Source organism: Brachybacterium muris, assembly GCF_016907455.1.
Classification (GTDB): Bacteria; Actinomycetota; Actinomycetes; order Actinomycetales; family Dermabacteraceae; genus Brachybacterium; species Brachybacterium muris.
Genome location: NZ_JAFBCB010000001.1, coordinates 2,900,958 through 2,927,428 on the forward strand (window position 1 = coordinate 2,900,958; position 26,471 = coordinate 2,927,428).

Below are 26,471 nucleotides of genomic sequence, written 5' to 3' on the forward strand. Positions count from 1 at the left end.
AGCCATTCATCTACTGGGAGGAGACCCGTTCCATGACCCGATGGACCACGGCTTCTCCCGCCTGGCCTACACCGAGGCGCTCCACACCGGCGTCGACAACGTCATGACCGACGACAGCTAGGGCGTGCCCTCCCGTGGAGGGCGGACCGGTGGACGGAGGCGTTCCCGCGGGAACGTCGTTCGTCGCCGATCAGAGCGATGCTGCGTCAGCCGGTGGGCGGAGCCGAGCCCGGAGAGCCGCTCAGGCCAGCGGTCCCCGCGGCACGTCCACGTGCTGCACCACCCAGGTGTGCATGGCGATCGCCGCGGCGGCGGCCACGTTGATGGAGCGGGTGGAGCCGAACTGGCTGATGCCCACCACCTGGTCCGCTGCTGCCAGCAGGTCCTCACTGAGACCCGGCCCTTCCTGGCCGAACACCAGCAGGCAGTAGCGCGGCAATGCGGTGTGCTCGATGGGCATCGCCCCCGGCACCAGGTCCATCGCCACGATGGACAGTCCTTGCGCACGGGCCCAGGCCGCCAGCGAGGCTGCATCGGGATGGTGCAGCTCGTGCTGGTAGCGGTCGGTGACCATCGCACCGCGGCGGTTCCAGCGCCGCCTGCCGACGATGTGGAAGGCGGCCACGTTGAAGGCGTTGGCGGTGCGCACCACCGAGCCGATGTTGGCGTCGTGCTCGAGGTTCTCGATCGCCACGTGCAGGGCCGTGCGGGACGTGTCGAGGTGGGCGATGATCGCCTCGCGCCGCCAGTAGCGGTACCGGTCCAGCACGTTGCGGCGGTCGCCGTGAGCCAACAGCTCCGGATCCAGGCGCGGGTCCTCGGGCCAGGGCTCGGGGTGGGGGCCGACGCCGACCTCGCGCTCCTGGGCGGGCTCAGCGTGCGTCATCGTCCCCCTTCTCGCGGAGCTCCTTCTTCTGCTCCTCGTCGGGATCGGGAAGACCCAGCTCCTTGCGGCGCTTCTCGCGGCGGATCAGCTTGATCAGGGTCCACACGAGGGCGATCGCGATGATCGCGTAGACGATCTTGGAGATCACATCGGTGTAGGGCTCGATCACGGTCCAGTTGCTGCCCAGGGTGTAGCCGAAGGTCACGAAGATGGTGTTCCAGATGGCGCTGCCCAGGGCGGTGAGCAGGGTGAATATCCAGAAGGGCATCTTGTACAGGCCCGCGGGGATCGAGATCAGCGAGCGCACCCCCGGCACCATGCGGCCGAAGAAGATGCCCTTCTGACCGTGCTTGTCCATCCAGTCGACGGTCTTGTCGTAGTCGTCCACGTTCAGCAGCGGCAGGTGGATGAACGCCCAGCGCAGGCGCTCCGGACCCAACAGTCGGCCCAGGCCGTACAGCAGCCATGCCCCGGTCACCGAGCCGATGATCGAGGCGATCAGCATGCCGGCGTAGGTGTTGTTGGGCCCGGCGGCGGTCACCCCGGCCAGCGGCAGGATCACCTCGGAGGGGATCGGGGGGAAGACGTTCTCCAGGAAGATCAGCAGCGCGACACCGAAGGCGCCGAAACGGTCGATCGTCTCCACGGCCCAGTCGACGATGTTCATGCAGCAGCTCCTCCGAGTTCGGGGCGCGAGGGCGGACTTCTCGCGCGTTCCCCCCGGCAGATGCCCGAGCGGACTGGCCCATGGTAGGCGGCACCGTCTCGGATCGGGCTGTGGCACTGCCCGCATCCACCTCCTCCGGTCATGCCCGCCGGTGCTCGACCAGGCGTCAGGCGCGTCGGTGAACCGATACCCCCGGACGTGACGCTCGTCTACTCTGTGGCCATGACCTTCAATCCCAACGCGGAGATCCGCTCTGACAACGTCTCTCGCAGCGGCGGCGGCGGTTTCGGCGGCGGGTTCCGCCCCGGGCGCGGTGGCGGCGGCGTCGCCATCGGCGGCGGCGGTGGCTGCCTGCTGCTGGTCGTGATCCTGGTCTACATGCTGATGGGTGGCGACCCGGGGGCCCTGCTCGGCGGCAGCCAGCCGCAGCCGGGGCCTGTCGCCGAGGGCGGCACGCTCGAGGGGTGCGACACCGGCCAGGACGCGAACGAGCGCGACGACTGCCTGGTGCAGGCCACCATCGAATCGGCCGACTCGCTGTGGTCCGAGCTCGCCCCCGCCTCGGGCATCGAGTTCGTCGAGCCCGGCGGGCAGGTGTTCACCGGCCAGGTGCAGACCGGCTGCGGCCCGGCCACCAGCGACGTGGGCCCCTTCTACTGCCCGGCCGACGCCAGCATCTACGTGGACGTCTCCTTCTTCGGCGAGCTCGAGTCCCGGTTCGGGGCCGACGGCGGCCAGCTGGCCAAGATCTACGTGGTGGCCCACGAGTACGGCCACCACATCCAGAACCTGCAGGGCTCCATGCAGCGGGCGAACCGGCAGGACACCGGCCCGCAGTCCGATGCGGTGCGCCTGGAGTTGCAGGCTGACTGCTACGCCGGGGTGTGGGCGCACCATGCCGCCAACACCGTCGACGAGGACGGGGTGCGGATGCTGGAGCCGCTGACCCAGGAGGACATCGCCTCCGGTCTGTCGGCGGCCGCTGCGGTGGGCGACGACCACATCCAGGGGGAGGTCGCCGGTGGCGGCATCCACCCGGAGAGCTGGACCCACGGCTCCTCCGAACAGCGTCAGGCCTGGTTCATCACGGGCTACCAGAAGGGCACCGTGGAGTCCTGCGACACCTTCGCCGTCCCGGAGGTCTGAGCGCCTCCCTCAGATCTCCAGCTCGGAGATGTCGTAGGCCGCCAGGTAGCGGTACCCGGCCTGCTCGACGGCCTGGCGCGAGGCGTCGGAGCGATGCACGATCACGGCGACCGCGGCGATGTCGGCCCCGGCCTCGGTGAGGGCCTCGCAGGCAGTGAGCACGCTGCCACCGGTGGTGGAGGTGTCCTCGACGGCGACCACGCGGCGGCCGGCGACGTCCGGTCCCTCGATGCGGCGCTGCAGGCCATGGGCCTTGTTGGCCTTGCGCACCACGAAGGCGTCCAGCGGTGCAGGGGTACCCGCAGAGGCGTGGAGGATCGACGTCGCCACGGGGTCCGCGCCGAGGGTGAGGCCACCGACGGCGTCGATCCCGGGGACCAGGCCCTCGCGGCGCAGCAGGTCCAGCATGATCCGGCCCACCAGGGGTGCCGCCTCGTGGTGCAGGGTGATGCGACGCAGGTCCACGTAGTGGTCGGCCTGGGCGCCGGAGGAGAGGGTGACCTGGCCGCGCACCACCGCGAGGTCGCGGATCAGCACGCGCAGGCGCTCGCGGTCGGAGGCAGGATCGGCGGCTCGAGCGTCGGTGGGGCGGGGATCTGAGGTGTCGGACATGCGGCCCAGCGTAGTGGCGCACGCCGGTTCCTCCGAGACCCCCGCTCTGTCCGCCGAGCGGATCTACTGGGGCGGGTCCTCGCGCTGCCAGGGAGCGTGGAGGTTGCGGCGCGAAGCACGCCGACGGGACCGGCCCACGGCCTTGCGCTGCAGCCGGTGGTACCAGTTGGGTGAGGTGAGAGCCCGCATCATGGAGCGCGGGGCGATGCGGGACACCTCCCCGGCGGTGCGGTACTTCACCGAGGGGATCGACAGCACCACGCCCCGGGCGGCGTCCTTCAGTGCCTGCTCCACCACGTAGGGAGCCTTCAGCCAGGTGATCCGCGGCAGGCCCTCCATGTTCATCGAGGCCCGCTCGTGGAACTCGGTCTGCACGAAGCCGGGCAGCAGCGCCGTGGCGCTCACGCCGGTGCCCTTTAGCTCCGAGGCCAGGGACTCCGTGAACACGGTGACCCAGCTCTTGGAGGCGGCGTACGGCCCGGCGGCGGTGTAGCCGGCCAGGGAGCTCACGTTGATGATCGCGCCGCGGCGTCGCTGCACCATCGAGCGTGCGGCGGCGTGGGACAGCACCAGCACGGCCCGCATCAATGTGTCCATCTGCTTCTCGTGGTCCTCGACCCCGATCTCGAGGAACCCGCCGCGCAGGCCGTAGCCGGCATTGTTGACCAGCAGGTCCACCGGGTCGACGGGGTCGGTGAGGCGGGTGGCGACGCGGTCCAGCCGGTGCCGGTCCGAGAGGTCCACGGCGAGCACCTCGACCTCGACCCGGTGCACGTCACGGATCTGTGCGGCAATGCTGCGCAGGCGGTCCTCGTCGCGGGCCACCAGGACCAGATCGTGCCTGGTGCCGGCCAGCTGCCAGGCGAACTCCAGCCCCAACCCCGAGGTGGATCCGGTGACGAGTGCGCGCGCCATGCACTGATGATAGAGCCAGGTGTGGCCCACCGGCCCGTAGGATCAGGGCCATGCGCATCGCCACCTGGAACATCAATTCTCTGCGGGCTCGGATGGACCGCGTGCTCGCCTTCCTGGACCGCCACCAGGTCGACGTGCTGGCCCTTCAGGAGACCAAGGCCAAGCCCGCCCAGCTGGACCTGACCCAGCTGGTGGAGGCCGGGTACGAGGTCCATGCACACGGGCTGAACCAGTGGAACGGTGTGGCACTGGTGTCCCGCGTGGGCCTGGAGGACGTGCGGCCTGAGCTGCCCACTGTGCCGGTGTGGCCGGAGGACGAGACGGGAGTGGCCGAGGCACGGGCCATCAGCGGCGTCGTGGGCGACGGCCTGCGGATCTGGTCGCTGTACGTGCCCAACGGCCGCGAGATCGACCACCCCCACTACGCCTACAAGCTGCGCTGGCTGGAGGCGCTGCGCGCGGAGGGGGCCCGCGAGCTCGCGGAGGACCCGCAGGCGCGGGTGGCGTTCGTGGGCGACTTCAACGTGGCGCCGCGGGACGAGGACGTGTGGTCGATGGAGTTCTTCGAGGGGAAGACCCACGTGACCGAGCCCGAGCGGGCAGCGTTCCAGGCGGTGGTGGATGCCGGCTACGCGGATGTGGTGCGCCCGGACCACCCCGGGCCCGGGGTGTACACCTACTGGGACTACCAGCAGCTGCGCTTCCCCAAGAAGGAGGGGATGCGGATCGACTTCGTGCTGGGCTCCCCCGCTGTGCAGCAGGCGGTCACCGGGTCGTTCATCGACCGCGAGGAGCGCAAGGGCAAGGGCGCTTCGGACCATGCGCCGGTGGTGGTGGACCTGGAGTTCTGAACCGGGATTCTGGGACACGTCGCCCGGACACCCCCACGCACGGAAAGAGCGGCGTCGCGATGAATCGCGGCGCCGCTCCCGACGAGCCGTGGCAACGGGATCAGGCGTGCCATGTGTGATGGCTGCGGTGGCGCTTTCAACACCTCGCAGCCGGTCCGTTGCGGGGACCAGTCGCACGTGGGTTCCGTTGCCGGTATTCGTCGTTGTGCAGATCACACTACGCCGCCGGACGACGGTGCGCAAGAGCCCCGCGTGACCTGAGGTTCCTCCCCAATGGCGGGTTCTCCACCATCGTGGCGCAGCCCTGTCGTCCGGGCTCGCAGGTCGCCACGATGGCGTCATGACCAGCACTTTCGCTACACCCACCGTGGGCGCCGACTCATCGCCGCCGGCTGCACGCAGACCCGGGAGCACCTGGGACCTTGGTCCCCGATCCGGGCCTGTCCGAGAGCCGTCCCACTTCCCGGGGAGACCGGGGAAGGATGCCCCGCACGGTGCGGGGGAGCTCCACGCTCGCGCCCTCTGGGCCGGGGCCGACGGGCCGATGCGTGACCAGGCGGCCGACCACACCACCGCTTCCGGTCTGGAACTGCTGGACGTCACCGATGAGCCCACGGGCCCCGTCACCGCCGTGCTCGCCGATGCCGGGTCCGTGGCCGCGCACGCGGTCCCCCGCGTCCCCGGCGCGGTCCTTCTGATCATCGTCCCGGAGGGTCCTGTCACCCCGGAGCTGTGGAACCTGGCCCTGGAGCACGGGGCCCGTGCGGTCCTGCAGCTGCCGTCGCAGTCCTCAGCGCTGCTGTCGCACTTGGCACAGGCTGCGCGTCCCCTCACCCGCGCCCTGATGCTCGGGGTGGTGGGCGGGTGCGGCGGGGCCGGTGCGTCCAGTCTCGCAGCCAGGCTGGCCCGGGCGGCGCAAACCCACGGTGACGTGCTGATGGTGGACGCAGACCCCCTGGGAGGAGGCCTGGACCTGCTGGTGGAGGCCCCGGAGGCCTCCGGGATCGGCTGGCAGGACGTGGCCACCGTGGACGCCTCGGACGGCGAGGCGCTCCGACAGGCGCTTCCGGTGGTGGACGGGGTGCGCCTACTGGTGGCGGGCGCCGGGCCCGGCCCTGACGGCCCCCTCCTGCAGCGTGCCCTGCAGGCCGTCGAGGCAGGCGGTGGCACCGTCGTGGTGGACCTGGCCCCCTCCCTGGTGCCTGCCGCATCGCCCCTGCTGGACCAGCTGCTGGTGGTGGTGCCGTGCACCGATCACGCCGTGCGCGCCGCTGCCCGCCGGTTGCGCGAATGGTCCCTGCCAGCAGGTCAGGCCGCGGTGGCGATCCGGCGTCGCGGGGACCTCACCCCGTCCGAGGTGGCATCGGACCTGCAACTGCCCCCAGCGATGTCGTTCCGCGACAGCCCCGCAGGAGCAGTGCCTCTTCTGGATGTGCGCCGACGGGGTGCAGATCGGGCCTGCCGGCAGTTCCTGGCCGATCTGCTGCCGGAGGCCGAGGAGCCCCCCCGAGGAGGGCAGCGGCGATGACCTCCAGCCCCACCGTCCTGACCACCGCCCCCGCACCCGCACCCGCACCCGCACCATCGCCGTCTCCCACCCCGACCGAACTCTCCCGACTGCTAGACCAGGTCCGACAGGACCTGGTGCTCCGGCCCGGCGTGGTGGACGTTCCGCGCATCACCCGTCTCCTGCGGGAGGACGGTCGGGTGCTGGGGGCAGCCTCCACCCTCGAGCTGACCGCTCGGGTGCGCGACCACGTCGACGGTCTCGGCCCCCTGCAGTCACTGCTGGCACCGGGCGTCACCGACGTGCTGGTCAACGACGACGGTCAGGTGTGGCTGGACAGTGGCACGGGCCTGGTTCGCAGTGATCTGCGGCTGGACCCGGGCCAGGCCCGCGATCTGGCAGTCCGGTTGGCCACCGCCGGAGGTCGACGGCTCGACGACGCCGTGCCCTGGGCCGATGCGCACCTCCCTTCCGGCATCCGTTTCCACGCGATCCTCCCGCCCCTGTCCACCGGCGGCACGATCATCTCCCTGCGGCTGCCCGCAGCGAAGGCCCTGGACCTCGATGCACTGCACGATCGGGGCACCTTCGGCCCTGCCATTCGTGAGGTGCTGAGGGCGGTGATCGCGGCCCGCGTGCCGTTCCTGGTCACCGGCGGAACGGGCACAGGCAAGACCACCCTGCTGGCCGCGATGCTGAAGGAGGTCCCGGCAGGCGAGCGCATCATCGTGGTCGAGGACGTCCTGGAGCTCGCCGTGGACCATCCGCACGTGGTGCACCTGCAGTCCCGTCACGCCAACAGCGAGGGCGCCGGGGAGGTGGACCTCACCGCTCTGGTGCGGCAGAGCCTGCGGATGCGGCCGGACCGGATCGTGCTGGGCGAGTGCCGCGGTGCGGAGCTCAGGGAACTGCTGCAAGCCCTGAACACCGGCCACGAGGGCGGCTGCGGGACGGTGCATGCCAATACCGCACGGGACGTCCCTGCACGGTTGGAGGCGCTGGGGGCACTGGGCGGTCTGGACCGGGCAGCACTCGCAGCCCAGGTCGGAAGCGCCCTGGAAGTGGTGCTGCACCTGGGACGCGCCCACACCGGTCGCCGACTTGAGGAGATCGCCCTGCTGCACCGCGATGCGGACGGGATGCTCGTGACCGCCACGGCCCTGCGTGTCGAGGGGGACCACCTGCGGGAGGGGCCGGCTGCGGCGGAGCTCGCCGCGCGGCTGGCCCCCGCACCCGCCTCCCCCGGCAGGAGGGCGGCCTGATGGGGAGCCTGCACGCAGCCGTCTGGGCGATGGCACCGGCGCTCGCCCTCTCGCTGCTGTGGGTCCTCACCCCACCCCCACAGCGCCACTGGGCTGCCCGGCCCACTCACCGTCGCGCCGTCGCGTCCCGCCCCGGTGCGCTGGACGTCGCGCGGATGGTGGAACGGCTGGCTGCTGTGATCAGTGCGGGATCCGGGCTGAGGCGGGCGTGGAGCGCAGTGGCGGGATCCCTGCCGGAGGGGGAGCTGGCTGCCCTCGCGCGAGCGGTTGCGGCCGGCGGTGATCCCCGTCGGGTCGCGACCGGTCATCTCCGAGGGTCCCCCGCCCTCAGCTCGCTCGGCGCGGCCCTGGCGGTGTGCGAGCGCACCGGGGCCCCCACCGCCGGGGTGCTGCAGGGACTGGCGGTCGCTCTGCGGGACCTCCACGACGCCTCCCTGGCTCGCCGCACCGCCTTCGCAGGGCCGCGCTCGACCGCAAGGATCCTGCTGGTGCTGCCCCTGGCCGGACTGGGCCTGGGGATGCTGCTGGGCGGGGATCCCCTGCGCCTGCTGGCCTCCTCCGATGCGGGCAACCTCCTATTGGGCCTGGGGCTCGTGCTCACCGCCGCCGGCTGGTGGTGGATGCGCCGCCTGATCAGTCGGGCCGATCCACCGGTCACCGCACGCGTGGATCCCTCGGTGGTGCTGGAACTGATCGCCGGGGCACTGGACTCGGGACTACCGCTGGCCCGGGCGATGGAGGCCGTGGCCGAGTCGCTCACCCCCGGTCCGGATGCCGAGGCACTGGCCCGCGCCGCGTCGTCGCTGCGCTCCGGAGTTCCCGCCCCCGTCGCGGCCGCTGCACTGCCGGAGGAGTTCGAGGCCCTGGGGCAGTCCGCTGTGCTGGCGGAACTGGCCGGCGCGGACCTGGCCCGTGCTCTGCGCTCCGCCGCTCAGGACGCCCGGCGCGGCCGTGCCCGGGCAGCGGAGGAGCGAGCGGCCCGGCTCGCGGTGCGACTGGTGCTCCCCACCGGGCTCACCCTGCTGCCGGCGTTCGTGGTGCTGGGGATCATCCCCACCGTGATGTCACTGCTGGGCGGGGCCCTGACCCTGACGGGCCCCTGATGCGAACTGACCGCAGACCACGACCACAGACCACCGGGAGCCCTCCCGGTCCGGTGCCCCGCCCGGGGCTCCGTGGCAGCACCCGCTGCCCTGGCGGCACCAGCCGCCACCGCCGGACGGCACCTGCCGTCCCCACGAAAGGAGACACCATGTCCATCACCATCCGGAGGCTCCAGCGTCGCCTCGCCCGCGCCCTGCGGGACGACACCGGCGCATCGACCGCCGAGTACGCCATCACCGTGCTCGCGGCCTGCGGCTTCGCCGCTGTGCTGGTGGCCCTGCTGGCGTCCGGGGAGGTGCGCGAACTGCTGTTCGGCATCATCACCTCGGCGCTCACCAAGGGCTCGTGAACGCGCGGTCCCCCCGGTCGTCCCCGCTGCGGGACGACCGGGGGTCCGCCACCGCGGAGACAGCGATCGTGCTGCCCGTGGTGGTGGCGATGGTGCTGGTGATCCTGATCGTCGGCGCCGGGATCGGCACCCAGATCAGTCTGGAGAGCGCCGCCCGGGGCGCCGCACGGGAACTCGCCCGCGGGGAGGACGAGTCCGCGGCCATCGCGACCGCTCAGCACATCGCCGGGGACAGCGTGCAGGTGACCATCAGCAGCGACAGCAGCTGGGTGCAGGTGCAGACCTCCCGCACACTGCGGGCCCGCTCAGGCCTGCTGGCCGGCGCGCAGTGGGAGCTGAGCGCTGATGCCACGGCACGCCGCGAACCGCACCTGATCAGCCCCGGGTTGCCATGAGCACCGGGGCCGCCTCCACCCTGGCCTGGACCGGTGCAGTCACTGCTGTGATCGCCGGTGCGAGCCTGCTGGGCACCGGGATGCTCGCCCAGGCCAGGGCCGCCACCGCTGCCGACCTCGCTGCGCTCGCCGCGGCCGATGCCATGGCGGTCGGCAGCGCGTCCCCCTGTGCCGTGGCGGAGGACGCGGCGAGGCGCAACGGCGCCCGTCTCATCTCCTGCGTCGAGCACGGCGATGAGGTGGTGGTCCACATCCGGGTCGATGCATCCGTCCTCCCGGCGGTCGATGCCGCCGCACGGGCGGGCCCCGCTCCGGACGCCGGGCGATGACCGCGCCGTCACCAAACCGTCGCAGGTCCGCTGAAGCTGCCCGAACACCCCGCAGCATGCCTCGCGACCTGCTACGTTCCTTCGCAGGGAGCGGGTGAGGGAGCCTGCGACAGGACCGGGGCCACCCGGCAGGAAGGCACGAGCACCATGACGCTGAGCGCCCAGGGACCGATCCTCGTGGACGAGCACGGCCGTCAGCGGATCCTGCACGGCATCAACCTCGTGGACAAGGGGCTCATCGCATTTGAGGGTGTAGCAAGGGTCTGAAGTCGCCTGATTCGAGGAGGCTGCGGGCGATGTAGTTGGTGAGGTTGCGGAAGCCGAGGGCGGAGCCGCGGAGGTGCTCGAGCCGGCCGTTGATCGCTTCGGTGGGGCCGTTGCTGGTGCCGGGGCGGTCGAAGAACGCCAGGACGTCCACGGAGCGCTTGGTCAGTGTCCGGCCGAGCTTGCCCAGTTCCTCGAGGGTGTCGGGGACCTTCTTACTCAGCGCCGCGATCACCTTCTCCATCTTGGCCTTAGCCTTGGCGCGGTCGGATTCTCGATACGCAGCGACCATGGCCTGGTAGACCTCCCAAGTCGCCTCAACCGCGGCGTGCTTCTCGTGGGCGAACAGCATGCTAAGCCGCTCCCGTTGCCGGTCGGTCAGCAGGCTCATCCCGGTGTGGAGGGTGCGGCGCGCCTTGTAGAGCGGGTCGTCCTTGCGGCCTCTGCGCTTGTGGAGCTGCTGCTGGACGCGTCGCCAGCAGTCGTCCAGGGCGTCCCCGGCGAGGCGGACGACGTGGAAGGGGTCCATGACCGCGACCGCTTCGGGCAGAGCCTCGCCGGCGGCGGTCTTGAACCCGGAGAATCCGTCCATCGCCACCACCTCGATGCCGTCCTTCCACTGCTCGGGGCGGGCCTCGAGTCAGGCCTTGAACGCTGCCTTCGAGCGGCCCTCGATCATGTCCAGCAGCCGCGCGGGCCCGGTCCTGTCCCGTGCCGGGGTGAGGTCGATGATCACGGTGACGTACTTGTCGCCGCGCCTGGTGTGGCGCTATACGTGCTCGTCGACCCCGATCACGCGGACTCCGTCGAAGCGGGCGGGGTCGTCGATGAGCAGGCGCTTGCCCACGGCGAGGACGGCGTCGTTGGCGGTGTGCCAGGCGACTCCCAGCCCGGCAGCGACCCGTGCGATCGAGAGGTGGTCGATGACCAGGGCCTCCAGCGCGCACCGCATCCCACCGCGAGAGAGCTTCGCCCGCTTGGGCGCTGCGGTGGTGGTGTCCTCGCGCCACCGGTAGCCGCAGTGACCGCACTCGTAGCGGCGGATCCGCACCAGCAGGGTCGTGGGCCGGTGACCGAACGGCTCGTGAGCGAGGGACCGGGAGATCGTGCCCCGCGAGGTCGCCTTTGCCCCGCAGGCGCAGCACCACGGATCTTCCTCGGCGAGCCGGCACTCGAACACCGCCCGCTCGGCGAAGAGTCGCTGACCGACAGCGACGAGGCCGAGCTCGTCCAGGCGCGCGAAGGTCGTCAGATCGGGGCTGTCGAAGGTAGCGTTGGGCACGTCGAGGTCTTCCTGATGGCGAGCGTGAGAACTTCCATCATCGGGAGACCTCGACGTCTATCCGCGCACCGACGCGCCCACCCTCGCGACACGCAGCTACCCCCTCAACTGCGAAGAGCCGGACAAGGGCAGGCCGGGCTCCACCGATCCCCTCGACTTCCAGGGCTCCTGGACCGACGAGGACCTCGACCAGCTGGTGGAGATCGGTCTGGACGCCGTGCGCCTCGGCGTGATCTGGGCACCCCTGGAGCCGGAGCCAGGCACGTACAGCGGGCAGCACCTGACCTGGATCGGTGAGCAGTTGGACCGGCTGCACCAGCGGGGCCTCGCGGTGATCCTCGACGGGCACCAGGACCTGTACTCCCAGGACTACAGCGACGGGGCCCCGCCGTGGGCCACCCTCACCGATCACCCCTTCGAGGCCACCGCGCTGTGGAGCGACGCCTACCTCACCTCCCCCGCCGTGCACGAGGCCTACGACGCCTTCTGGGCCGATGCCCCCGCGGCGGACGGCGTGGGCATCCAGACCCGGTACGTGGCCCTGTGGGGGATGCTCGCCCAGCGGTTCGGCGACCACCCCGCCGTGGTCGGCTACGACGTGCTGAACGAGCCCACCCCCGAGGCACAGGACGCGATCCGCTTCGCGACGGCCGGTGTGCCGATCCTGTTCGCCCTGCTGGGGCTGATACCGCTGCTGTTCCTGCCGTACTCACGGGAGCGGGAGATGGAGCTGAGCGCATGGTCGCAGGACCGCCGCCCCCAGGAGGGCACGGCCGTCGCGGGCACAGCGCGGGATCCTCAGCACGGGGACTCCCCCGCACCCGGCAGCTCCTGAGATGCGGGCGGCGTTGAGTGGACCGCAGTGGCTGATCTCGAGCGCGATGACAGCCACTGGGGTCCACTCACCGCTCGCACAGCCGACAGGGTCCACCCCAGCAGCTCCTAGAACCGGCGGTGGGGCCCGACGGTGGGGCTCAGTCCTCCGGGTGCAGCAGTCCCAGCAGGTGCAGTGCCCCGGCCTTGGACAGCGGCTCGTTGCCGTTGCCGCACTTCGGGGAGACCACACAGGCAGGGCAGCCCGCATCGCACGGGCACTCCGAGATCATGTCGGCCGTCGAGCGTAGCCAGGCCGCGGCGTCGTCCGCCCCTCGTTCGGCGAAGCCGGCACCGCCGGGGGCGCCGTCGTACACGAAGATGGTGGGCTCGCCGGTGTCCTCGTGGTGGGCGGCGCTGACCCCGCCGATGTCCCAACGGTCGCAGGTGGCCAGCAGCGGCAGCATCGAGATCGCGGCGTGCTCGGCGGCGTGCAGGGCCCCGGGAAGCTCCTCCCCGGGGAGCTGCGCATCTCCTGTAGCGGTCTGTGCGGCGTCGGTGGTGGCACGCGGCACCACCCACCACACGGCCTTGGTGGTGAGGGTGCGCGGGGGCAGGTCCAGGGGGTGCTGGGCCAGCACGGCCTGGGTATACACATCGCGCACCTGGTAGCCGGTGACCTGGTCGGTCACGTCCACCGTGCCGAAGCACAGGCGCACACCGCCGGCCCACGGCGTCTCGCGGTCCGTCTGCCGGATGCGGATCGTGGAGGCGGACTGCGGGTGGGTGGAGTGCAGCGGGTCCTCCCGGTGCACGAAGGCGACGGCGCGCTCCACGTCCAGCTGGTCCACCACGAAGCTCTTCCCCTGGTGGAGGTACACGGCGCCGTCGTGGACCTGGGTGTGGGCACTGGCGGCGTCCACCGTGCCCAGCAGGGTCCCGCTGCCCTTCTCCACGATCCGCACCGGTTCGCCGCCGCTGCCGCGCAGGTCGGTGAGGTGGTGGGCGGACTCGCTCATGGTCCAGTACCAGCCGGTGGGGCGCGCCCGCAGCACCCCGCGGGCGGCGAGAGTGGTGAGCAGGTCGCGCGCCGTGGGCCCGAAGATGTCCTCCTGGCCCACCTGGATGGGCAGCTCGGCGGCGGCCGCGCACAGGTGCGGGGTCATCACGTACGGGTTGGCGGGGTCGAACACCGATGCCTCCACCTCCGCCCCGAACACCGTCTCGGGGTGGTGGACCACGTAGGTGTCCAGCGGGTCCTCGCGGGCCACGAACAGGGCAAGGGACCCGCCGTCGGCTCCCTGGCGGCGGCCTGCGCGACCGAACTGCTGCCACAGGGATGCGCGGGTGCCGGGCCAGCCGGCGATCACCACCGCGTCCAGACCTGCGATGTCGATCCCCAGTTCCAGTGCGTTGGTGGAGGCCAGGGCCTTCAGCTCACCGGAGCGCAGGTCGTCCTCGAGCTTCCGACGTTCCTCGGCGAGGTACCCGCCGCGGTAGGCGGCCACCCGACGGGCCCGGTCCGCGAGCTGGGCCGAGGCGGCCTGCTCCGCCTGCTGGTTAAGGAGCCGGCGAGCGCCGCCGGCGACCAGTTCGGCACCACGGCGGGAGCGGGCGAAGACCAGGGTCTGCACGTCGCGGGCCACCAGGTCCGCCAGGAGGGCGGCGCTCTCGGTGGTGGCCGAGCGCCGCAGCGGCTCCTCGGTGCGGCCGCCCTCGACGGCGTGCCCCAGGTCGTCGGCCGCGTGGCCGTCAGCGGGCCGCCTGCCGTCCACCACGGCACGGGTGCCGGGCTCCCACAGGCCCACGGTGAGGCCTGCCCGCGGGGAGCCGTCCTCGGTGACCGCCTGGACGTCCACCCCCACCAGGCGTGAGGCCGACAGCTCCGGGTTCGCGGTGGTGGCCGAGGCCAGGATGAAGGTAGGATCTGCCCGGTAGTGGGCGGCGATGCGCCTCAGGCGGCGCATCACCATCGCCACGTGGCTGCCGAACACGCCGCGATAGCTGTGGCACTCGTCGATGATCACGTAGCGCAGCGCCCGCCAGAAGCTCGCCCACTGCTCGTGGCCGGGGAGGATCCCGAAGTGCAGCATGTCGGGGTTGGAGAGCACCACGGTGGCATGGCGGCGGATCCAGCGCCGCTGCTCGGTGGGGGTGTCGCCGTCGTACACCGCCACCCGGGCATCGCGCAGACCGGCGCCGTCGGCCATCGCGGTGATGTTGGTGAGCTGATCGGCGGCCAGCGCCTTGGTGGGCGCGAGGTACAGGGCGGTGGCGCGGCGGGCCGAGGGATCCAGTTCCCGGGCGCCGATGTCGCTGAGCACGGGCAGCAGGTACGCGAGGGACTTGCCGGAGGCGGTGGCGGTGGACAGCACCACGCTGCTGCCCGCGTGGGCGAGCTCGGCTGCCTGCTGCTGGTGTGTCCACGGGGCGGTGATGCCGCGGCGGGCCAGGTGCTCCACCAGGCGCGGATCGGTCCATGCGGGGAACTCACCTCGGCGCCCTTCCCGGGCGGGCATGCGCTCCACATGGGTGAGGCAGCCGGTGCGGGTCGGGGGTGCGCTGAGCGCGGTGAGCAGATCCTCTGCCCTGCCTGCGCGCATCCCTGCCGCCTCTCCTGCTCATGGTGGGGTGTGGCCCCGGGCCTGGACCTAGTGCCAGGAAGGGCCGGGGCGTGGACCTGCTGCAAGCCCCTGGGCTGTTGCACAATCGTAGCCATGCGCTCCGACACACCTGCGGCCCCACGGCTGCTCCCTGACCTGCTCGACGCGCTGCGGGATGACCTGCTGAAGGGGCAGTACACGGTCGAGCGCACCGAGGCGCTGCTGGGCGAGGTCGCCGCCGCAGCATTGCGGCGCGCGGACCCGGTACCGGCCCGCAGTGCACTCGCCCCGCTGGAGGACCCTGCCGCGACCCTGCTGTCCCTGTTCACGCTGGGGTCGACGATCAGCCGGGAGCAGGTGGCACATGCTCTGCCCACCCTCGGCGCAGAGGGGGCCTGCGGACTGGGGCTCCTAGCAGGGACCGCGGCCGGGATGCGAGCCCTGGTCGAGCTCGCCCCCTACTCCGCCCAGGACGACCAGGGGCCGATCTCCTGGTGGATCGCCTCGGACCTCTCCGAACTGGCCACCGGTACCGCGCTGCACCCCGACCACGTGCTGGGCGTGGGCGGGGCCTCGGTGACGCTCGCGCGCATCACCCCCCGAGAGCGGGTGGGCCGGGTGCTGGACGTGGGCTGCGGCAGCGGGATCCAGGCACTCCACGCCAGCCGTCATGCCGAGCACGTGGTGGCCACCGATCTCTCCGAGCGGGCCCTGGCCTTCGCCGCCTTCAACGCCGCCCTGAACCAGGTGGAGGTGGAACTGCGCCCGGGCTCCCTGCTGGAACCGGTGGCCGGTGAGACCTTCGATCTGATCGTCTCCAACCCACCCTTCGTGATCACCCCGCGCGGCAGCGCGGGCGACCGCGCCGGACGGTCGGAGGCGGGGCAGGGCACGAAGGTCGCGGACGGCGCGGACGAGACCTGGACCTACCGCGACGGCGGACGCGCCGGGGACACCCTGCTGGCCGAGCTGCTGGACGCCCTGCCCGAGCACCTGGCCCCCGGCGGCACCGCCGTGATGCTGGGCAACTGGGAACGCTCCGGCACCGAGGAGTGGGACACCCATCCGCGAGCCTGGCTGGCCGCGGCGCGGGACGAGGGCCTGGACTGCTGGGTGATCCAGCGCGAGAGGGAGGACCCCGCCCAGTACGCGGAGACCTGGGCGCGGGACGGCGGCATCACCCCTCGCGACGCCGCGTGGCCCGGACTGATCGAGGCATGGCTCGCCGACTTCGCCTCCCGCGACGTGCAGGACATCGGCTTCGGCTACGTGCTGCTGCGCCGTCCGTCCTCGGCCGATGCACGACCCGGGACCCTGCGCACCGAACAGGGCACCGGCTCGGGCAGCGGTTCGATGAGCACGCATCTGGCGGCGGGCCTGCGGATGATCAACCGTCTCGCCCAGCTGGACGACGAGGAGCTCGCTGCCTCCCGCCCCCGGCGGGCCGGTGACCTGATGGAGCGACGCCACCTGGTGCCCGGCGCCTGGGACCCGACCCTGATCGAACTGGTGCAGGGAGCGGGCCTGGCGCGCATCGTCCCGGCCGATCAGGCGCTGGCTGCGACCGTCGGCGCCCTGGACGGCACCCTCACTCTGGGCCAGACCATTGCCGCCGTGTGCGCGCTGACCGATGCCGATCCGGATCAGACCCGCCAGCGGCTGCTGCCGCAGGTGCGGGAGCTGCTGATCACCGGGATGCTGACGCTGTGAGGCGCCGCCGATCCGGGGTCCCGGTGCGCCCAGTCCTCAGCGGCCTGCTGGCCCTGCTGTGTGCCGCGATGGTGGTGCTGCTGGCGAGGATCGCGGTGGGCACCGCGAGCGGTCAGCGCCTGGACCAGCTGACCCTCAGCGGGGCGCAGCTGGACACCGGGCCCGTCTCCCAGGTGGTGGGGCTCGCGGCCGGCACCGTGAGCCTGCCGGTGGTGCTGGCGGCCCTCGCATGCGTCGCGGTGATCGCGGTGCTGCGGCGGCGCGCGGACCTGCTGGTCCCTCTGGCAGTACTGGTGGGCGGGGCGAACCTCTCCACCCAGGCGATCAAGCACCTGGTGGTCACCCGGGAGGTGCTAGGCCCCGGCATCGACGTGACCCCCAACTCCTTCCCCTCGGGGCACACCACCCTGGCCGCCTCCACCGCCATCGCGCTGGTTCTGGTGGCCGGCAGGGCCCGCGGGCCGGTCGCGGTCCTCGGGGCGCTGTGGACGGCCGGGGCCGGCATCGGCACCCTCGCGCTCGGCTGGCACCGGGCAAGTGACGTGGCCGGGGCGATCGTCGTGGTCGCCACCTGGACCTTCCTGATGCTCGCGGTGGACGGGGTGCTGCAGTACCGCCGGGCCCCGTCGGCCGAAGAGCGTGAGCCCCGACGTGGGATCGAGGTCGCCACCGCCTGGGCACTGGGGCTGGCAGGGGCGGCCGGGATGGTGCTAGGCGTGGTGGCCTTCGCCGCACTGGGCCTGCCGCTGCTGCTGCACGAGCCCGGCCACCAGCAGGCCGCCTACCGCACGACGGTCGCGGTGATCAGCGGCGGGACCGCTCTGTGGATGGCGATGGTCCTGATGCTGCGCGTTCCGGAACCGCGCAGGGCCTCACGCGGTGACCGTGTACCGTGATGCTTCGCCGGGCGGGAATCCTCCCCGGCACCCCCTGGTCCCGCTGGCGGACCATGGTGAACGGGCCGCGATCTGCGCGGCGAGGAAGGACGTATCGACGTGACTGGCGGACGGCATCTGGTGATCGTGGAGTCCCCGGCGAAGGCGCGCACCATCGGCCGATATCTCGGCGACGATTTCGTGGTGCAGGCCTCCGTGGGGCACATCCGTGACATCCCGGTGCCGCGTGACCTGCCGGCGGAGATGAAGAAGGGCCCCTTCGGGAAGTTCGGGGTGGACACCGAGAACGGCTTCGAGCCGTACTACGTGGTCAGCCCGGACAAGAAGAAGACTGTCGCGGAGCTGAAGAAGGCCCTCAAGGACGCCGACACCCTCTACCTCGCCACTGATGAGGACCGCGAGGGCGAGGCGATCGCCTGGCACCTGCTGGAGACCCTCAAGCCCAAGAAGACCCTGCCGGTCAAGCGGATGGTGTTCCACGAGATCACCAAGGACGCGATACTGGACGCCCTCCAGAGCACCCGCGACATCGACTCCGCCCTGGTGGATGCCCAGGAGACCCGCCGCATCCTGGACCGCCTGGTGGGCTTCGAGCTGTCCCCCGTGCTGTGGCGGAAGATCGGCCCCTCGCTGTCCGCCGGGCGCGTGCAGTCGGTGGCCACCCGCCTGGTGGTGGAGCGGGAGCGGGAGCGGATGGCGTTCGTCGCCGCCGACTACTGGGACGTGACCGGCACCTTCGCCGCCGATTCCAGTGCCTTCTCCGCGAAGATCTCCACCGTGGACGGCTCCCGTGTCGCTTCCGGCAGCGACTTCGCCGACGACGGCACCCTCACCGCTCGCGCGAAGAGCGCGACCGTGCTCACCGAGCAGTCCTCCCGTGAGCTGGTGCAGGCCCTCGAGGGCGCGCAGGCCCGGGTCACCAAGCTCGAGTCCAAGCCGTACACCCGCCGCCCGGCGCCTCCGTTCACCACCAGCTCCCTGCAGCAGGAGGCCTCCCGCAAGCTGCGCCTGGGTGCCCGTCAGGCGATGCGGGTGGCGCAGTCGCTGTACGAGAACGGCTACATCACCTACATGCGAACCGACTCGGTGGCACTGTCGAAGGAGGCCATCGCCGCCTCCCGCGCACAGGCCTCCGAGCTGTACGGCTCGGAGTACGTGCCGGACAAGCCCCGTGCCTACCGCTCCAAGTCGCAGAACGCGCAGGAGGCCCACGAGGCAATCCGCCCCGCCGGTGACCGCTTCCGCACCCCCGCCCAGGTCGCCGGCCAGCTCAGCGGCGACGAGTTCCGCCTGTACGAGCTGATCTGGAAGCGCACCGTGGCCTCACAGATGGCCGACGCCAAGGGCACCACCTCCACTGTGGAGCTGGCACTGGAGCAGAACGGCCGGGCCGCGACCTTCCGCGCCGCCGGCACCGTGATCACCTTCCGCGGATTCCTCGCCGCCTACGAGGAGGGCCGGGACGCCTCGCGCTACTCCGATGACTCCGAGGACAAGCGGCTGCCGCAGATGACCGAGGGCCAGCACCTCCAGACCCGCGAGCTGCTGTGCGACGGGCACACCACCACCCCGCCGCCGCGCTACACCGAGGCATCCCTGGTGCGGGCACTGGAGGAGCGCGGCATCGGCCGCCCCTCCACCTACGCCTCCACCGTGGCCACGATCCAGGACCGCGGGTACGTGCTGCGCCGGGGCACCGCCCTGGTGCCCAGCTGGACCGCCTTCGCGGTGGTGCGCCTGCTGGAGGAGCACTTCGGCACGTTCGTGGACTACGACTTCACCGCTCACATGGAGCAGCAGCTGGACCGCATGGCCCGCGGCGAGCTGGGCCGCGCGGACTACCTGCAGGACTTCTACCGCGGCGACGGCAGCACCGGCCCGATCGGCCTGAAGCCCATGGTGGACGACCTGGGCGACATCGACGCCCGCGAGATCAACTCGATCCCCATCGGCGAGGGCATCACCCTGCGCGTGGGACGCTACGGCGCCTATGTCGAGAGGATCGAGCGCGGCGCCGACGGCGAGCCCGTGGAGGGCGCTGATCCGCAGCGCGCCTCCGTTCCCGAGGACATCGCTCCTGACGAGCTCACGGTGGCCAAGGCCCAGGAGCTGCTGGAGCGCCAAAAGGACGACGGTCGCGTGCTGGGCATCGACCCGGGTACCGGCCATGAGCTGATCGCCAAGGACGGCCGCTACGGCCCGTACGTGACCGAGGTGATCCCCGACCCGGAGCCCGAGGGCGACGGGTCCGCCACGGGTGCAGCGGGCACCAAGGCCGGCGCGAAGAAGGGCACCAAGAAGGCTGCAAAGCCCAAGCCCCGCACCTCGAGCCTGCTGAAGTCGATGGACCTCGCGACCGTGACTCTCGAGGACGCCCTGAAGCTGCTGAGCCTGCCCCGCGTGGTGGGCACCACCGAGGACGGCACTGAGATCACCGCCCAGAACGGCCGCTACGGCCCGTACCTGAAGAAGGGCACCGACTCCCGCTCCCTGGAGACCGAGGAGCAGATGTTCACCATCACGATGGAGGAGGCGGAGAAGCTCTATGCGCAGCCCAAGACGCGCGGGCGTGCGGCCGCCAAGCCGCCGCTGAAGGAACTGGGCACCGACCCCACCAGCGGCAAGCCGATCGTGATCAAGGACGGCCGCTTCGGCGCGTACATCACCGACGGCACCACCAACGTGTCGCTGCGCTCCGGGGAGACCGTCGAGTCGATCACCGAACAGATCGCGGTGGACAAGCTGGCCGAGAAGCGCGCGAAGGGCCCGGCCAAGAAGCCTGCCCGTCGCACCACCACCCGCAAGGCGCCCGCTAAGTCAGCCACCAAGAAGGCCGCGCCGAAGAAGTGACGCTCCCGAACAGGGGTGATGTAGACGGCGAAGAACGGGGCCCGCAACCGCATGGTGCGGGCCCCGTCGTCACTTAACTGAGTATTCGTAGTCGTGGGAGCCACCGAATCTTGCTCTTGGGGACCGCCGATCGTGCCGACGGGGGCCAGTAGCCGCCGCGGTGGGGACCACTGGCTCCCGCCGGCATCGGGTCACTGGGGCAGTGCGGTGTGTTCTCGCATGTTCCTGTCGCCGGTGTCGATCCAGATTGTGTTGTGCACGATGCGGTCCATGATCGCATCGGCGTGGACTGCTCCACCGAGCCGGGCGTGCCAGTCCTTCTTCGGGTACTGGGTGCAGAACACGGTCGAGCCGGTGTCATAGCGGCGCTCGAGCAGTTCCAGCAGCATCGAACGCATTCCCTCGTCAGGATGGTCCAGCAGCCACTCGTCGATCACCAGCAGCGAGAACGTGGAGTACTTCCGCAGGAACTTCGTCTGGCCCTGCGGCTTGTCCTTTGCCAGGGCCCAGGCCTCTTCGAGGTCGGGCATTCGGATGTAGTGGGCTCGGAGCCGGTGCTGGCAGGCCTGCTTCGCCAGCGCGCAGCCGAGGTAGGACTTCCCTGAGCCGGTGAAGCCCTGGAAGACCACGTTCTGTTGCCGCTGGATGAAGGAGCAGGTTGCCAGTTGCGCGATCACGTTCCGGTTCAGTCCCCGTTCCTCGACCAGATCCAGCCGCCGCAGGTCCGCTCCGGGATAACGCAGCCCCGCCCGGCGGATCAGACCCTCGACCTTTCCATGATTGAAGATGGAATGCGCCTCGTCCACGATCAGCTGGAGCCGTTCCTGGAACGACATCCCCAGCACGTGAGCCTCATCCTGGGCATCGATCGCGTCCAGCAGCGCGGTCGCGCCCATCTCGCGCAGCTTCCGCTTCGTGTCGTTATCGATCACGCTCACCGGACACCTCCGGCGTAGTAGTCGGCGCCACGGACGTATCCGCCGTCTTCCGCGGGTTCCTCGCGGGGTGGACGCAGGGCGGCGACCTTGTCCTGCCCGGTGGCCAAGATCGGGTGCAGATGCGCATAGCGCGGTGAACGGACCCGTCCCGTCAGCGCGAGTGCGCAGGCCGCCTCGACCCGATCTACGGAGAAGCGGCGAGAGAGCCGTAGCACCGCCAACGCGGGATCCAGGCCCTGTTCCACGATCGGCACGGACTCGAAGATCCGCTGGATCACGATCACCGTGGCCGGCCCGACCCGATCTGCCCACGCCCGCACCCTCTGCGCGTCCCAGGCCTGGAAACGCTCGCCCGCAGGTAGGTCCGCGTCGTTGGTGCGGTACTCATTGCTCGCGGTCTCCGGGAGCAGCAGGTGACTGGTCAGTCGCTGGCTGCCCTGATAGATCTCCAGCGTCCGGGCCGTGATGCGCAGATCGACCTTCGCGCCGATGTGCGCGAACGGCGCGGAGTAGAAGTTCCGCGCGAACGTGACGTGCCCGTTCCTGCCCACTCGTCGTCCGTAGTGCCATGTCGAGATCTCGTAGGGCACCGCCGGCAGCGGCGTCAGCAGCGGCCGCTCCTCCGCGTCGAACACGCTGGCGCGGGATCCGGGCCGCTTCTGGAACGGCTCCGCGTTATAGGCCTCCATCCGCTGCCCGATGGCGGCTGCAAGTTCGGGCAGGGACGTGAATCGCTGATCCCGCAGCCCGGCGATGACCCAGGTCGCGACGTGCGCGACGGTGTTCTCCACGCTCGCCTTGTCTTTCGGTTTCCGCACCCTCCCCGGGAGCACCGCCGCCGAGTAATGCGCTGCCATCTCGCGATACGCATCGTTCAGGACGATCTCGCCCTCGCGGGGGTGCTTCACCACACCGGTCTTGAGGTTGTCCGGAACGATCCTCGGGACCGTCCCGCCCAGCGCCTCGAACATCGCTACGTGCGCTCGCAGCCAGGACTCCTGGCGCATATCCAGCGCCGGGAAGCAGAACGCGTAACGAGAAAAAGGCAGGCAGGCAACGAACAAGAACACCTTCGAGACCTCGCCGGTGACCGGATCGGCCAGCTCCATCGTGGGGCCGGACCAGTCGACCTCCACGCTCTGGCCGGCCTTGTGACCGACTCTCGAAGCGGCACCGGTGACCATGACGTGGTGCTGGTAGGTGCGGCAAAACCGGTCATACCCCATCGCCGGATCCCCAGCCGCCGTGGTCGCGTCGAAGTACTCGCCGTGCAACAGCTTCAGCGTCACGCCGACCCTGGCCATCTCTCGATGGACCTGTTCCCAGTCCGGCTGTGCGAACACGCTCTCGTGCTCGCCCCGGCCCGGGAACAACCGGGCATACACCTGCTCATCGGCGACGTCCGCGATATCGCCCCACCCGATCCCTGCAGCGTCAGCGGCCTCGAACACCGCCCTCACGGACTTGCGGGACATGCCCTGCGAGGACGAAATCGCTCGCCCCGACAGACCTTCTGCGCGCAGCTGGAGCACCAGCTTCGCCCTGATCTTCCGTACCATTCCAGATTGCTCCTTCCGCCGCGTGCCCTATACACACGGCGGAAGGAGCGTAGACAGAGCGGCCCCAACGACACCACTGGTGGTCCCGAACGACGCCACCGCTACGGCAGCGACGTGGCACCCGAACCCTCGATCAGCGGACCCCAGCGAGGCGAATATTCACTTAACTCCAGGGGGTCGTCACTTCACCGAGCCTGCTGCGAGGCCGCCGATGATGCGTCGCTGGAACAGCAGCACCACGATGATCAACGGCACCGTCACGATCACACCAGCGGCCATTTTCGTGCCGTACGGGGTGTCGTAGCCGGAGATGCCCGTGAACTTGGAGATGGCCACGTTCGCCGTCTGCATCAGCGGGTTATTCACCATCGTCAGGGCGATCAGGAACTCGTTCCAGGCCGCGATGAAGGTGATGATGGCGGTGGTGAAGATGCCCGGCGTGGCCAGCGGCAGGATCACCCGATAGAAAGCTCCCATCCGCGTGGTGCCGTCCACCATCGCCGCCTGTTCGAGCTCCACCGGCAGCTGCCGGAAGAACGCATTGAGGTTCCACACCGCCAGGGGCAGCGCGAAGGAGATCGACGGAAGGATCATCGCCTGGTAGGTGTTGATCCAGTTCCAGGGCCACCAGTCGTACCCGCCGGTGAACAGCTTCAGCAGCGGCACGACCAGGGTGATCACGGGAAACATGGACGTGGCCACGATGATGAACATGACCGCGACCTTGCCGCGGAACTCCAGCCTCGCCATCGCATAGGCACCCAGCACCCCGAGCGTGATCACGATCAGCGTGGTGCCTCCGGCCACGATCAACGAGTTGAGCAGCGCCCGGCTGAAGTTGTTCGACGGATCGAACACGGCGATGTAGTTCTCCACGCTGATCGGTGAGGGGATCAGTTCGGTGGAACGACCCTCACTGGGCTGGCGCAGGGAGGAGACGACCATCCAGTAGAACGGTGCCAGGCAGTACACCAGGATGAACGCCATCCCGAGGCCCACCACGATCTTGCCGGCCGTGCCACCCTTGATGGGGCGAGGTTTCAGGACCTGGCCGTCGCGGGAGCGCACCTCGTTCTTCGCCGTGGGGGTCGAGGTGGCGCTCATGCCATGCTCCCTTCACTGGTGTTGCGGAATCGACGCGGGCTCTTGCGGCCACCTGCCTTCGTTGGCTGCTGCTCGCCGAGCACATCGGCGCCCAGCAGCTTGACGAACAGGAAGGCCACCAGGCAGATGTAGGCGAACAGCACCATCGAGTACGCCGATGCCATGCCATAGTCCGTCTTCGCCGCGGCGTCGGAGGCCAGCATGGAGAGGGTCTGCCCACTGGCCAGTCGGCCCAGCAGCACGTACGGCAGGTCGAACATGCGCATGGCGTCCAGCAGCCGGAACAGCACCGCGACCACGAGTACGGGGCGGACCAGCGGCAGTGTGATCCGCCAGAAAGTCTGCCAGCGCGAAGCGCCGTCCACCTTCGCGGCCTCGTACACCTGGGTGTCGATGGTCTGCAGCCCTGCCAGGGTGAGCAGCCCGATGAACGGCGCCGTCTTCCAGATGTCGGCGATCAGCACCGCGGCCTGCGCTTGGATGCCCTCGGTGGTCCACAGGATCTGGGTGTTGATCAGACGGTTGGCGATGCCGTTGGCATCGAAGATCAACTGCCACATGAGCGCGGAGACCACCGTGGGGATCGCCCACGGCACCAGGATCGAGGCGCGCACGATGCCGGTTGCCCGCATCGCCCTGGCCATGATCAGCGCCATCGAGACGCCGAGGACTGTCTCGATGCTCACGCCGACCACCGTGAACATGGTGGTGTTCCAGAACGCGTTCCAGAACCCGGCGCCTGCTCCGGCACCGGTGAAGGCGTCGTAGTAGTTCTGGAGGCCCACGAAGGTCTCGCCTTGCTGGATGAGGCCCGTGGTGGGGTCGATGTCCCCTCCGGACTGGTGGAGCGACTGCCACGCCGACAGGATCAGCGGGAAGCCCACCACCAGGGCCAGGAGGATCAGGGTGGGCAGGAGGAGCAGGTTGGCCAGCGCCCCCTGCCCGCCCGTGACTTTCCTGCGGGGTCGGGCCACGGAGGATCAGCCCCCGAGCTCGGTGAGCTGTTGCTGGAGACCCTCCATCGCCGCCTGCACCTCGCTGTCGCCGGAGATGGCGCCGTAGGCGGCTTCCTGGATGGCCTGGGTGACGTCCCCGTACTTGACCACCTGGGGGCGCACGACGCCGGTCTCGATCGATGACTTCAGCTCCTCGATGAAGTCGAACGCCTCGATCACCTCGGGGTCCTCGTACACCGAGGCCATGGCGGTGGGTGTGGTGGTGTTGAGCATCCAGGCGCGCTGCTGCTCGAACTCGGTCATGAAGGCGATGAAGTCCACCGCGGTACCGGCGTTCTTGGCGAAGGCGCTGATGGCGTAGTTGGCTCCACCCAGGGTCGATGCCCCCGCCTCCTTCACGCCGGGCACCAGGCCGACGCCGATCTTGCCGTTGACCTCGGAGGAGCCGTCCTCCGCCTGGGCCAGCTCCCACACGTAGGGCCAGTTGGTCTGGAAGATCAGGCGGCCGTCCTGGAACGCCTGACGGGTCGGCTCCTCCATGTAGGTGAGGGCCTCCTCCGGGATGTGACCACTGTCGAAGCCGTCACGGATGGCCTGGATCGCCGAGATCGCCTCGGGCGAGTCGGCCTGCGGGTTGCCCTTGTCATCGAACAGGCTGCCGCCGGCGGACTGGATGGTGGCCGCCGTCTGGCAGGTGAGGCCCTCGTACTTGGCGAACTGGGCGCCGTAGCCGAGCATGTCGGGATTGTCGGCCTTGACGTCATCGATGATCTGCCACATCTCCTCGAAGGTCTTCGGGGGCTCGGTGTGGCCGGCGGCGTCCAGGAGGTCCTTGCGGTAGAACAGCAGCTGAGCGTTGGTGGTGAATGGGACGGCGTACAGCTTGTCGAAGTAGGTGCCGGTGGCGACCGCTCCGGGCAGCAGCTCGTCCAGCGGGAACTTGTCCTTGGGGAGCTCCACCACCCACTGGTTGGCAGCGAACTCCGCGGTCCAGATGATGTCCAGGCTCACCACGGTGTAGGCGTCGGACTGCGCCTGGGCGTTGTTGATGAACTGGGCACGCTGCTCGTCAGCGGATTCAGGGAGTTCGATCATGGTGACCGTCTCGTCGGGGTGCTCGCTGTTCCAGCGGTCCAGGAACTCCTTGAGCTGACCGGTGGTGTCCTTGCCGCGGGCCAGGGTGATGGGGCCGCGCTGCTCGAAGTCGACCGTGGGGCCACTACCCCCACCGCTTCCACCGTCGGAGCCGCCATCTCCTCCGCCGGATCCACCGCAGGCTGCGAGGGACAGGGCGGCAGTGCCGACTGCTCCCGCACCGAGAACCGTGCGGCGGGTTGCCTGGTGACTGCGGTCGTTGTTCTCACCGGGGCGGTGTGTGGCGGTCATGGTGTACTCCCTGAGCTGTCGTCGATGGACGACGGCTTCGTCGCCCATTGCGGACTGTAGTGGGCTACTTCACAGCAGAGCAAGGTG

Annotated in this window: 21 protein-coding genes and 2 pseudogenes; 12 read left to right on the forward strand and 11 right to left on the reverse strand. The window is 70.3% G+C overall.

Going from position 1 to position 26,471, the window contains the following annotated elements:
- Positions 1-241: 241 nt before the first annotated feature.
- Together JOD52_RS13595 and JOD52_RS13600 are read right to left on the reverse strand one after the other, a co-directional pair.
- Positions 242-886, reverse strand: a complete 645-nt coding sequence (locus tag JOD52_RS13595) for a TrmH family RNA methyltransferase (protein ID WP_017823302.1) — start codon at positions 884-886, stop codon at positions 242-244.
- A complete protein-coding gene (locus tag JOD52_RS13600; protein WP_017823301.1) occupies positions 873-1,553 on the reverse strand; it encodes a DedA family protein in 681 nt (226 codons plus the stop codon). The genes JOD52_RS13595 and JOD52_RS13600 overlap by 14 nt, the downstream gene beginning before the upstream one ends.
- A 222-nt stretch (positions 1,554-1,775) precedes the next feature.
- Here JOD52_RS13600 and ypfJ point away from each other — a divergent pair, with 222 nt between their 5' ends.
- A complete protein-coding gene (gene ypfJ, locus JOD52_RS13605) occupies positions 1,776-2,699 on the forward strand; it encodes a KPN_02809 family neutral zinc metallopeptidase (RefSeq protein WP_204410557.1) in 924 nt (307 codons plus the stop codon).
- Positions 2,700-2,708: 9 nt separating this feature from the next.
- Here ypfJ and JOD52_RS13610 read toward each other — a convergent pair whose 3' ends face one another.
- Both JOD52_RS13610 and JOD52_RS13615 read right to left on the reverse strand, forming a co-directional pair.
- Positions 2,709-3,311 (reverse strand): orotate phosphoribosyltransferase, encoded by a 603-nt coding sequence (locus tag JOD52_RS13610; RefSeq protein ID WP_017823299.1) that lies wholly within the window; start codon positions 3,309-3,311, stop codon positions 2,709-2,711.
- A 63-nt stretch (positions 3,312-3,374) separates the two neighbouring features.
- Positions 3,375-4,226: an SDR family NAD(P)-dependent oxidoreductase gene (locus JOD52_RS13615; protein WP_031307070.1), complete on the reverse strand. Its 852-nt coding sequence runs from the start codon at positions 4,224-4,226 to the stop codon at positions 3,375-3,377.
- 50 nt (positions 4,227-4,276) lie between these two features.
- Here JOD52_RS13615 and JOD52_RS13620 point away from each other — a divergent pair, with 50 nt between their 5' ends.
- The 7 genes from JOD52_RS13620 to JOD52_RS13650 all read left to right on the forward strand — a co-directional run bounded on the left by JOD52_RS13620 (position 4,277) and on the right by JOD52_RS13650 (position 10,023).
- On the forward strand, positions 4,277-5,077 hold the full coding sequence (locus JOD52_RS13620; RefSeq protein ID WP_017823297.1) for an exodeoxyribonuclease III: 801 nt from the start codon (positions 4,277-4,279) through the stop codon (positions 5,075-5,077).
- 544 nt (positions 5,078-5,621) lie between these two features.
- Positions 5,622-6,605 (forward strand): CpaE-like family protein, encoded by a 984-nt coding sequence (locus JOD52_RS13625; RefSeq protein ID WP_204410558.1) that lies wholly within the window; start codon positions 5,622-5,624, stop codon positions 6,603-6,605.
- Positions 6,602-7,846: a TadA family conjugal transfer-associated ATPase gene (locus tag JOD52_RS13630; protein WP_204410560.1), complete on the forward strand. Its 1,245-nt coding sequence runs from the start codon at positions 6,602-6,604 to the stop codon at positions 7,844-7,846. The genes JOD52_RS13625 and JOD52_RS13630 overlap by 4 nt, the downstream gene beginning before the upstream one ends.
- The gene (locus JOD52_RS13635) at positions 7,846-8,949 is read left to right on the forward strand and encodes a type II secretion system F family protein (RefSeq protein WP_204410562.1); all 1,104 of its coding nucleotides are present in this window, start codon (positions 7,846-7,848) and stop codon (positions 8,947-8,949) included. Before JOD52_RS13630 ends, JOD52_RS13635 begins: the two co-directional genes overlap by 1 nt.
- A gap of 149 nt (positions 8,950-9,098) precedes the next feature.
- Positions 9,099-9,299, forward strand: a complete 201-nt coding sequence (locus JOD52_RS13640; RefSeq protein ID WP_017823293.1) for a DUF4244 domain-containing protein — start codon at positions 9,099-9,101, stop codon at positions 9,297-9,299.
- Complete coding sequence (locus tag JOD52_RS13645) at positions 9,296-9,694, forward strand: TadE family type IV pilus minor pilin (protein ID WP_204410564.1); 399 nt, start codon at positions 9,296-9,298, stop codon at positions 9,692-9,694. Before JOD52_RS13640 ends, JOD52_RS13645 begins: the two co-directional genes overlap by 4 nt.
- Positions 9,691-10,023: an Rv3654c family TadE-like protein gene (locus tag JOD52_RS13650; RefSeq protein ID WP_204410566.1), complete on the forward strand. Its 333-nt coding sequence runs from the start codon at positions 9,691-9,693 to the stop codon at positions 10,021-10,023. The genes JOD52_RS13645 and JOD52_RS13650 overlap by 4 nt, the downstream gene beginning before the upstream one ends.
- 235 nt (positions 10,024-10,258) lie before the next feature.
- On the opposite strand, the pseudogene JOD52_RS13655 reads toward JOD52_RS13650, so the two are convergent.
- Positions 10,259-11,569: pseudogene (locus JOD52_RS13655) on the reverse strand (ISL3 family transposase).
- A gap of 184 nt (positions 11,570-11,753) precedes the next feature.
- Here JOD52_RS13655 and JOD52_RS13660 point away from each other — a divergent pair.
- Positions 11,754-12,404, forward strand: a pseudogene (locus JOD52_RS13660) (cellulase family glycosylhydrolase); the annotation flags it as partial.
- A 139-nt stretch (positions 12,405-12,543) separates the two neighbouring features.
- On the opposite strand, the gene JOD52_RS13665 reads toward JOD52_RS13660, so the two are convergent.
- Complete coding sequence (locus tag JOD52_RS13665) at positions 12,544-14,985, reverse strand: DEAD/DEAH box helicase (RefSeq protein WP_204410569.1); 2,442 nt, start codon at positions 14,983-14,985, stop codon at positions 12,544-12,546.
- Positions 14,986-15,099: 114 nt separating this feature from the next.
- On the opposite strand from JOD52_RS13665, the gene JOD52_RS13670 reads away from it, so the two are divergent.
- The 3 genes from JOD52_RS13670 to topA all read left to right on the forward strand — a co-directional run bounded on the left by JOD52_RS13670 (position 15,100) and on the right by topA (position 20,441).
- Positions 15,100-16,695, forward strand: a complete 1,596-nt coding sequence (locus JOD52_RS13670; protein WP_204410571.1) for a DUF7059 domain-containing protein — start codon at positions 15,100-15,102, stop codon at positions 16,693-16,695.
- A complete protein-coding gene (locus JOD52_RS13675; protein WP_017823287.1) occupies positions 16,692-17,591 on the forward strand; it encodes a phosphatase PAP2 family protein in 900 nt (299 codons plus the stop codon). Before JOD52_RS13670 ends, JOD52_RS13675 begins: the two co-directional genes overlap by 4 nt.
- A gap of 99 nt (positions 17,592-17,690) precedes the next feature.
- A complete protein-coding gene (topA, locus tag JOD52_RS13680; protein ID WP_204410573.1) occupies positions 17,691-20,441 on the forward strand; it encodes a type I DNA topoisomerase in 2,751 nt (916 codons plus the stop codon).
- A gap of 191 nt (positions 20,442-20,632) precedes the next feature.
- Here topA and JOD52_RS13685 read toward each other — a convergent pair whose 3' ends face one another.
- The 5 genes from JOD52_RS13685 to JOD52_RS13705 all read right to left on the reverse strand — a co-directional run bounded on the left by JOD52_RS13685 (position 20,633) and on the right by JOD52_RS13705 (position 26,384).
- Positions 20,633-21,379 carry an ATP-binding protein gene (locus JOD52_RS13685; RefSeq protein WP_338124028.1) on the reverse strand — a complete coding sequence of 249 codons (747 nt, stop codon included), beginning with the start codon at positions 21,377-21,379 and terminating at the stop codon, positions 20,633-20,635.
- The gene (istA, locus tag JOD52_RS13690) at positions 21,376-22,938 is read right to left on the reverse strand and encodes an IS21 family transposase (RefSeq protein ID WP_204408388.1); all 1,563 of its coding nucleotides are present in this window, start codon (positions 22,936-22,938) and stop codon (positions 21,376-21,378) included. The genes JOD52_RS13685 and istA overlap by 4 nt, the downstream gene beginning before the upstream one ends.
- 180 nt (positions 22,939-23,118) lie before the next feature.
- Complete coding sequence (locus JOD52_RS13695) at positions 23,119-24,042, reverse strand: carbohydrate ABC transporter permease (RefSeq protein WP_204410574.1); 924 nt, start codon at positions 24,040-24,042, stop codon at positions 23,119-23,121.
- Positions 24,039-25,016 (reverse strand): ABC transporter permease subunit, encoded by a 978-nt coding sequence (locus tag JOD52_RS13700; RefSeq protein ID WP_259886017.1) that lies wholly within the window; start codon positions 25,014-25,016, stop codon positions 24,039-24,041. The genes JOD52_RS13695 and JOD52_RS13700 overlap by 4 nt, the downstream gene beginning before the upstream one ends.
- Positions 25,017-25,022: 6 nt before the next feature.
- Positions 25,023-26,384 carry an ABC transporter substrate-binding protein gene (locus JOD52_RS13705; protein ID WP_204410576.1) on the reverse strand — a complete coding sequence of 454 codons (1,362 nt, stop codon included), beginning with the start codon at positions 26,382-26,384 and terminating at the stop codon, positions 25,023-25,025.
- Positions 26,385-26,471: the final 87 nt, after the last annotated feature.